This is a genomic window from Microcoleus sp. EPA2, from assembly GCA_020882975.1.
In the GTDB taxonomy this organism is placed as follows: domain Bacteria; phylum Cyanobacteriota; class Cyanobacteriia; order Cyanobacteriales; family Microcoleaceae; genus Microcoleus.
Map to the genome: position 1 here is coordinate 29,610 of JAHRFD010000041.1, position 6,931 is coordinate 36,540.

The window sequence follows — 6,931 nt, forward strand, 5'->3', positions numbered from 1 at the left end:
AATACTAAATCAATAGTTATTATTGCATCTATCTGAAGTATTAAATATGAAATTTATTAGGTAGGGTTTGCATGGTTGCAAACAGGGCTTTTTTAACGAACCGCGAAGGAGCGAAGTACGCGAAGGAAGAGGGAATAAGAACCCTCCCTCCCCCCCCCAAGGGGGGAGGAAAGAGGGAGGAAGTCAGTGGTTATTGGCAACAAATAACAAATAACCAATAACCAATAACCAATAAGCAACAGTTGAAAATATGTTTCAAACTACCCGCCGCCGTCTTGCTGTTTGGTACACAGCCGTTACTGCTGTATTGTTACTATTATTTGCTACGGGTTTCTATTTTTACGTCCGCAATACTTTAATCGATCGCATTGATGATACGCTCAATCATGTTGTGGAAATCGTAGAGCGATCGCTCGTCATCGAACCTTTGAAAACGCCCCTTTCTTCTTCTGATGTTTTGTCGGGAACTAAGTTTCAAGTGAATGTTCAAGGGAGTTTTCGAGACGGCAGTGATGCTGTTGATGATGACCATATTGATTTAGAATGGTTTAGTCCTACAGGTGAATTGCTATGGTCTACTTTGTCGGAACCTTTGAATATTCCGATTCATGCTAATCGCAGTGGTGAAACGGTTTGGGTTAATCATCAGTTACGGTTTGAGGGAGTGGAAAAGAGGGATTTAACCGCAGATGCGCACTTGGCGCAGAGGGGAAAAGTTGGAGATTTTGATGGTGGTTTGAAGGGAGGTTTGGAGGAGCATCGAGATTCGATCGCCCAAATTGCCAATCGCGTCTCGACCAAACCAATTAGCATTCGCACAACTCAAAACTATTCTCTCAGACAGGTGACTCAACGAGTGGAAATCGGCCGCCAAGTTTTGGGATATTTGCGAGTCAGTCATCCTTGGTTTGAAGTGACAAAACCGATTCGCCAATTAATTATTGATTTGATTTTGGGTGCGAGTTTGACACTGATTTGTGTAGCAGCTATTGGCTGGCTGTTGTCGGGATTGGCGATGAAACCTGTGCGAGAATCCTATGGGCGTCTCAAACAGTTTACTGCGGATGCTTCCCACGAGCTCAGAAATCCCATCGCCACTATTCAAACTAATGTTCAAGTGGCTTTGGCGGAACCGGATATCGAACCCCAGCAATATCAACAGCTACAAGTGATTGAACGCCTAACTCGCCGTTTGGGACGTTTGGTTGATGATTTGCTATTTTTAGCTAGACAAGATAGTGGCATCGTGCAGCAGCAGTGGATTGTGGTTCCTCTGGATGCTTTGTTGATTGAAGTGATTGAAGAACAACTGGCGATCGCCAAAACCCAACATCTCTCTTTATCCTTAGAAATAGTCGATTCACCAAATACAGAAGGTAACTTTACAGTATTGGGAGACTGGGATCAACTAGCCCGACTTTTTACTAATCTCCTTAGCAACTCTGTGCAGTACACGCCCTCTGGCGGTGAAATTCAAGTGGAATTGCAACTTTCCGTCAAGATGTTAAATCCCTCGCTGCAAGTCAAAGTCACAGACACTGGTATCGGTATTTCCCCAGAAGCATTGCCACACATATTCGATCGATTCTACCGCGCCGATCCCGCCCGTACCCACCGCAGCGCCGCCGGTTCCGGTTTAGGATTAGCCATCGCCAAAGCCATTGTCGAAAATCACCGAGGGCACATCCACATAGACAGCCAAGTCGATCGAGGTACCGCCGTTATCGTCACCCTCCCCGCCCACAAATCAGAAACATCTCGCCCCTAAAACTTCCCCTCTTCCCAGGGCTGTTTCATTCTTTGTAGGGGCAATCTCCCCGTGGTTGCCCCAATCTCACCAAACACCTACAAAATCGTGGATGGGGAGGGTAGGAGGGTAGGCACTCTTGGCACTACCCCTACAAAACCATGATTTGTCACCAGAATGAAACAGCCCTGCCCCTCTTCCCCTTTTCCTCTGCGCCCTACCACAGAAGAATCCAGTCGATTCATGGGTGGGGAGGTCAAGTCATACATTAACATTAACGGTGGAAAACCTCGATCGAACTCGTGAGGAGTTACTTATGTTTCGCCACAATCTACAATTCCCAAATTTGAGCTTGCTAGCAGCCACCTGTACAGGTTTGCTAGTCAGTCTCGCTAGCATTTCCCTTGCCGGTGGGCCACCACCCCAAGGAAAACCAGTTTCCCAACCCGCTGCTACGCCACCAGCTAATGGTAAACCCGTCAGCGCACCGACTCCTGCTACAGCGACTCCTGCGACACCCCAAGATGCGCCTCCCCGATTTCCGTTTCCCGGTGCTAGAGTCACCCCAGTAGAGGGTATGGTGACAATCAAACTGGTAAATAGCACCAATGCTGTAATCAATTATCAAGTAGTTGGAATGAGTCAATCTCGCACTCTGGGGGAACAATCAGAAATTTCGATCAAAAACTTGAAAGCCCCACTCACCCTCACTTACCAGCGCTCTGATGGCGGATTGCTGTTGGTGCGAGCTCAAGCAACCGCCACAGCGGGAATGTTGCAAATCACTTTTGGCGCAACCACTGACTTGGGCGCTGATACCAAATCCCTGGAAGTTCAGGAAGATGGGAAAGTATTTTTGAATTAGTCATTAGTCATTAGTCATTAGTTATTAGTCATTGGTTGTTTGATGGCAATTACCAATTACTGCTGCTCAAATTGCCGCTAACTCCTAACTAATGACTGCTGAGTAATGACTGCTGACTAATGACTGCTGACTAATGACTACTTACTAAAAGGTAAATCCTGGTTGACTGCATCAATTTCTGCCTGTTCTCGTTCATTGATTTGACCGATATAAGACTTGAGAATTTGCGCCAAACGGTTGTTATAAAATCGGTGCAAACTATAATTGGGTGTCGCTGGAAAGCCGCGCCGTTTTTTGTGCCTCCCGCCCGCACCGGGATCGAAGGTGTGGATGCCCCGATCGATCGCCCATTCGATCGGTGTATAGTAACAAGCATCGAAGTGCAAGCAGTCAATTTCCTGCAAACTCCCCCAATAGCGCCCGTAAAGTCGATCGCCCTTATACAGACAAAAAGACATTCCTATCGGCTGTCTATCATCTTCTTTATCGTAGGCTGCTACAAACAAAACGCGATCGCGATAATTGTCATGCAATTGTTCAAAAAATCGCTTCGTCAAATACTTGCTTCCCCACCAGCCAAATTTGTCGCAAGTATTCTCATAAAAAGCATACATTTGGCCAAACATGGGTTGGGGAATTTCATCGCCAGTCAAGGTTTTTATTAACAAACCGGCTGTTTCAACCGCTTTACGTTCGCGCTTGATATTGCGGCGCTGATTGGCATTAAATGTGCCTAAATAACCCTCAAAATTTTGATAGCCTTGATTTTGCCAAATATAACTGTGGTGCAGCCAAGCGCTAAAACCATGCTGTTCCATGCGCACGCGCCATACCGGATCGACGTATAGGAAATTGCAACCAGAGATATTGTGGCGATCGCAAAAATAGTCGATCGCGCTTACCATGACTCCGGTTAACTCATCTTCATCTTCCCCCTCAGCAATCAAAAACCGATAGCCTTCTGCGGGTGTAAAAGGAGTCATTCCCATCAGTTTGGGATAATATTGAACACCCAAACGTTGAGCTAAATCAGCCCACTGATTGTCGAAGACAAATTCGCCGTAACTGTGACTTTTGATATAAAGCGGCGCACAAGCAATCAACTGTTTGTCTCGCCACACTGTCAAGTGATGCGGTAGCCAACCGTTTTTACCTGTGGCGCTACCGGAAGTTTCGAGATTGTTGAGCCAATTCCATTCGAGAAATGGCGTTTTTAGCGACATCGCCAAAGCATCCCAGGAGGCTTGCGAAATATCTGCTATTTTCGTAATCCAGGCTACAGAGTATTGTTGAGCTTTTGGCTTTGGCAGCATAGGGAAATTTGAGCGTAGAGCGATCGAACTTCATTTAAGTTAATACAATTTCCCTTTTTCCACACTGCCAAGTGAATGTAGGGGCGGTGCCAAGAGTGCCCGCCCTCTAGCGATCGCACCGATAATGCAAAAACACCTCACCCCCCACCTGTTTTACCGCCAACAGCTCCAATTTCGGTGCTAAATCGGCTAAAAAACCCTTTCCCTCCACAGGTGTCGGTGCATCCGCGCCGCCCAAAATTAGCGGGCACACCGTCAGCCAGAGCTCGTCTATCAAGCCTACAGCGAGCACAGAGGCGACGAGTTTTCCGCCTCCTAAAATTGCCAAACGTTTGATTCCGAGGGCTTCTAGTTGTTGAAAAGCATCGATCCAATCGATTTCTCCCTCGATGGTGTTGGCGATTAAAGTGCGATCGAACAAAGATGTTGCACCACTGTCAAAAGTCAATCCCCCGCTATCCCCGCCCGAAGTCAACCCCCCCCTGCCCCCCCCTTGGGGGGAAGATTTGAGACCCCCTCCTTGGGGCAGGGCGGTTTCATTCTCTGTAGGGGCCGTGCCCCCGTGCCGGCCCTGGAAGCCCCAAACGCGCATTGGATCGTTGGTGGCAGGGGTAGGCACGGGGGCGCTACCCCTACAAAACCCTTTTTTTGGTGAGAATGAAACAGCCCCCCCTCCTTGGGGGGAAGATTTGAGAGGGATTGCTGTTTCCCTAGAATCATTTCCAGTTAGCAGCCAGCGGGGAACCGGTTGCTGGAAAAATCGCCAGTTGGGGTCAAAGAAGCGCGATCGCGAACACACAATTTGCACTGGTTGTGGGGGCTTTCCTTGCAGTTTCCTTTGTTCGATCGAATCCGGCGAAGTTACTCTGAGAGTGGTTCCATAGGCGCGTAAAGTGCCGTTTCCGAAGAGAACTGCATCGCTGGCGGCGACTTGTTGTTCGAGGTGAGATTTGTCGTTAGCTGAACCGAATCTGGCGGCAGTGAGGGCGGAATCTGTAATTTTGCCATCGGCACTCATGGCGAGTATTACTGTTGTGTGAGGCATTGGATTACCTAATTCCCTAATAAACGCTCGATCGCAACTGAAACATTTGGAAAGGCGAGGGGATTAATATTACCGTGAGTCAGAGTTTCTCTGAATTGATAGCCTGCATCGGTAGGATCTCGAAACACGATTAATTCCATAGTTCGCAAATTGACAACCCAATACTCGGCAATCCCGGCTGCTGCGTAAGTTTGGCTCTTGATTCCCAAGTCTTTAGTTAGGGTAGAATTGGAGTATTCTATCAGCAAAAAGATATTTTCTGGATAGGGATGATGTTCTCGATAATTTTGTCCCAAGCGTTGAATTATAGCGATATCGGGTTCGGGTTCGGAGTTGTTAAGTGGCAAGGTAATCGGCTTACCTTGTCGCACTTTAGCCCGATCGCCTAACAAGTACATTAGGTATTCTCCAGCCTCGTCGCTACAGTAAGCATGAGATTCTCCTTCGGGAGCCATTTCGATTATTTCTCCACCTATTAGTTCAACTTTTCGCCCTTCCAGAATGCCGGCTGCAATGATGCGGTGGTAGTCTGCAACCGTCCATTTTACAGTTGTGACGCTCACGGCGATTACTCCTATGTTTTTATTGTTATTTTACAGTCGATCGCACATTTCTCTAAAATTCCATATTTCTTAGTCCGCGGAGGCGGACATCCGCCTGCTTGTTCGGAACCTTGTGTGGGATCGAGGTTGGCAATCCAGATTTCACCTCGTCTGATTGTCATGCCACATCCTCATGTTTGAGGAGTTCTGAATATTCGCTGATTCCGAGTTCCGCAAGTTGTCGGTCTTCTTCGGCAAATTCGCTGTAGAGTGCAGCTAAGTTAGTTTCATCGATCGCCGGAATAGTCACTAATCTGGCACGGAATTTCAGGAAGCTGATAAATTCAAATACTTGTTGGAGTTGTTCTCGATCGAGCTTTTCTAATTCTTGTTGGATTAACTCTCTCATGACAGTCATTTTTGTTGTCAAGTTTTCTGTATTATAGCCCCATCGCCCATCAATCAAAAAAACCAAAAACCCGCGCAAGCGGGTTGAAGAATTTTAATTAACAGCATATTCGGTCAACTTTCTGGTAAAAGCCGACTTAAAAGCAAGTACGATATCAGTTTTTGGCACTCCGAATTCGACTAATTCTTCAGCTATTCCTGTATCTGTCCTATCCTGTTGAATCCAGATTTTATGATCTTTGATCTCAATGTGAACTGAAACACCGTAGACTCTTAATTGGTCGTTCCAGCCTGCCAGAATAACCAGGTAATTACCGCTTTCGCGATCGCGAATAATTTTAACTTCTGTTCCTTCTCGTACAATCATGTCTGAGAAGTTGTTCAGAATTTTTTCGATCGCTTCAGTATAGTTTAATTTCTCCACAAGACAATCTCCTCGGAATCGGGACGAAAAATAATTAGCTTGATATCGTATTCTTCCACACGTCCTTGAATGAATTTTAATCTAAATAATTCATCGTAGGTTTCTAAAGGAACTGCTAAGTACACAATCAAATCTGGCATAATATCTCTCAATGCCGATCGACAGTTGAGAAATTGACTCCCGGGCTGCATGAAACTGGTAGAAATCCGAGCGCTCTCGAAAGCTTTTGACTTCTACAGCTATTTTGCGGCCTGCTTTTTCTGCACTGATTAACTTTTCGGCGGTCAAATCGATAAACATTGCTAAACCTTCGTCATCGACTTGCACCCGAAAGTTTTCACGGATAACTATCCATCCGTCTTTTTGTAAGGCAGCTTTGACAGTATCGTGAAAAACATCTTTAGCAGGCATTTAGAAACTCCGTTGCTCTCACTCTCTATTTTATACCAATCATTAAAACCCGATCGCCCATCCACAAAAAACCCGATCGCCCATCCACAAAAAACCCGATCGCCCATCCACCCAAAAACCCGATCGCCCATCCACAAAAAACCCGATCGCCCATCTGTGCTGGGGCGTGAACCAAA

Annotated in this window: 10 protein-coding genes; 2 read left to right on the forward strand and 8 right to left on the reverse strand. The window is 46.5% G+C overall.

Annotated elements, in window-relative coordinates; genetic code table 11:
* Positions 1-250 precede the first annotated feature (250 nt).
* Together AAFP14_RS24075 and AAFP14_RS24080 are read left to right on the forward strand one after the other, a co-directional pair.
* Entirely contained in the window at positions 251-1,768 is a 1,518-nt protein-coding gene (locus AAFP14_RS24075; RefSeq protein WP_341734716.1) for a sensor histidine kinase, read from the forward strand.
* A gap of 295 nt (positions 1,769-2,063) precedes the next feature.
* Complete coding sequence (locus AAFP14_RS24080; RefSeq protein ID WP_341734717.1) at positions 2,064-2,612, forward strand: hypothetical protein; 549 nt, start codon at positions 2,064-2,066, stop codon at positions 2,610-2,612.
* 137 nt (positions 2,613-2,749) lie between these two features.
* Here AAFP14_RS24080 and AAFP14_RS24085 read toward each other — a convergent pair whose 3' ends face one another.
* The 8 genes from AAFP14_RS24085 to AAFP14_RS24115 all read right to left on the reverse strand — a co-directional run bounded on the left by AAFP14_RS24085 (position 2,750) and on the right by AAFP14_RS24115 (position 6,755).
* Complete coding sequence (locus AAFP14_RS24085; RefSeq protein WP_341734718.1) at positions 2,750-3,925, reverse strand: GNAT family N-acetyltransferase; 1,176 nt, start codon at positions 3,923-3,925, stop codon at positions 2,750-2,752.
* A 106-nt stretch (positions 3,926-4,031) separates the two neighbouring features.
* Positions 4,032-4,970, reverse strand: a complete 939-nt coding sequence (locus AAFP14_RS24090) for a RibD family protein (protein WP_341734719.1) — start codon at positions 4,968-4,970, stop codon at positions 4,032-4,034.
* 8 nt (positions 4,971-4,978) lie between these two features.
* Positions 4,979-5,533, reverse strand: a complete 555-nt coding sequence (locus AAFP14_RS24095) for a Uma2 family endonuclease (protein WP_341734720.1) — start codon at positions 5,531-5,533, stop codon at positions 4,979-4,981.
* A gap of 11 nt (positions 5,534-5,544) precedes the next feature.
* On the reverse strand, positions 5,545-5,694 hold the full coding sequence (locus AAFP14_RS24100; protein WP_341734721.1) for a hypothetical protein: 150 nt from the start codon (positions 5,692-5,694) through the stop codon (positions 5,545-5,547).
* On the reverse strand, positions 5,691-5,930 hold the full coding sequence (locus AAFP14_RS24105) for a hypothetical protein (protein ID WP_341734722.1): 240 nt from the start codon (positions 5,928-5,930) through the stop codon (positions 5,691-5,693). The genes AAFP14_RS24100 and AAFP14_RS24105 overlap by 4 nt, the downstream gene beginning before the upstream one ends.
* An 84-nt stretch (positions 5,931-6,014) precedes the next feature.
* Positions 6,015-6,344: a XisI protein gene (locus AAFP14_RS24110; protein WP_341734723.1), complete on the reverse strand. Its 330-nt coding sequence runs from the start codon at positions 6,342-6,344 to the stop codon at positions 6,015-6,017.
* Complete coding sequence (locus AAFP14_RS26745) at positions 6,332-6,484, reverse strand: element excision factor XisH family protein (RefSeq protein WP_472851085.1); 153 nt, start codon at positions 6,482-6,484, stop codon at positions 6,332-6,334. Before AAFP14_RS26745 ends, AAFP14_RS24110 begins: the two co-directional genes overlap by 13 nt.
* A complete protein-coding gene (locus AAFP14_RS24115; protein ID WP_341734724.1) occupies positions 6,435-6,755 on the reverse strand; it encodes an element excision factor XisH family protein in 321 nt (106 codons plus the stop codon). Before AAFP14_RS24115 ends, AAFP14_RS26745 begins: the two co-directional genes overlap by 50 nt.
* Positions 6,756-6,931: the final 176 nt, after the last annotated feature.

Coding starts and splice junctions, on each gene's coding strand:
- AAFP14_RS24075 (WP_341734716.1), top strand. CDS start 251: ATGTTTCAAACTACCCGCCGCCGTCTTGCTGTTTGGTACACAGCCGTT.
- AAFP14_RS24080 (WP_341734717.1), top strand. CDS start 2,064: ATGTTTCGCCACAATCTACAATTCCCAAATTTGAGCTTGCTAGCAGCC.
- AAFP14_RS24085 (WP_341734718.1), bottom strand. CDS start 3,925: ATGCTGCCAAAGCCAAAAGCTCAACAATACTCTGTAGCCTGGATTACG.
- AAFP14_RS24090 (WP_341734719.1), bottom strand. CDS start 4,970: ATGCCTCACACAACAGTAATACTCGCCATGAGTGCCGATGGCAAAATT.
- AAFP14_RS24100 (WP_341734721.1), bottom strand. CDS start 5,694: ATGACAATCAGACGAGGTGAAATCTGGATTGCCAACCTCGATCCCACA.
- AAFP14_RS24105 (WP_341734722.1), bottom strand. CDS start 5,930: ATGACTGTCATGAGAGAGTTAATCCAACAAGAATTAGAAAAGCTCGAT.
- AAFP14_RS26745 (WP_472851085.1), bottom strand. CDS start 6,484: ATGCCAGATTTGATTGTGTACTTAGCAGTTCCTTTAGAAACCTACGAT.
- AAFP14_RS24115 (WP_341734724.1), bottom strand. CDS start 6,755: ATGCCTGCTAAAGATGTTTTTCACGATACTGTCAAAGCTGCCTTACAA.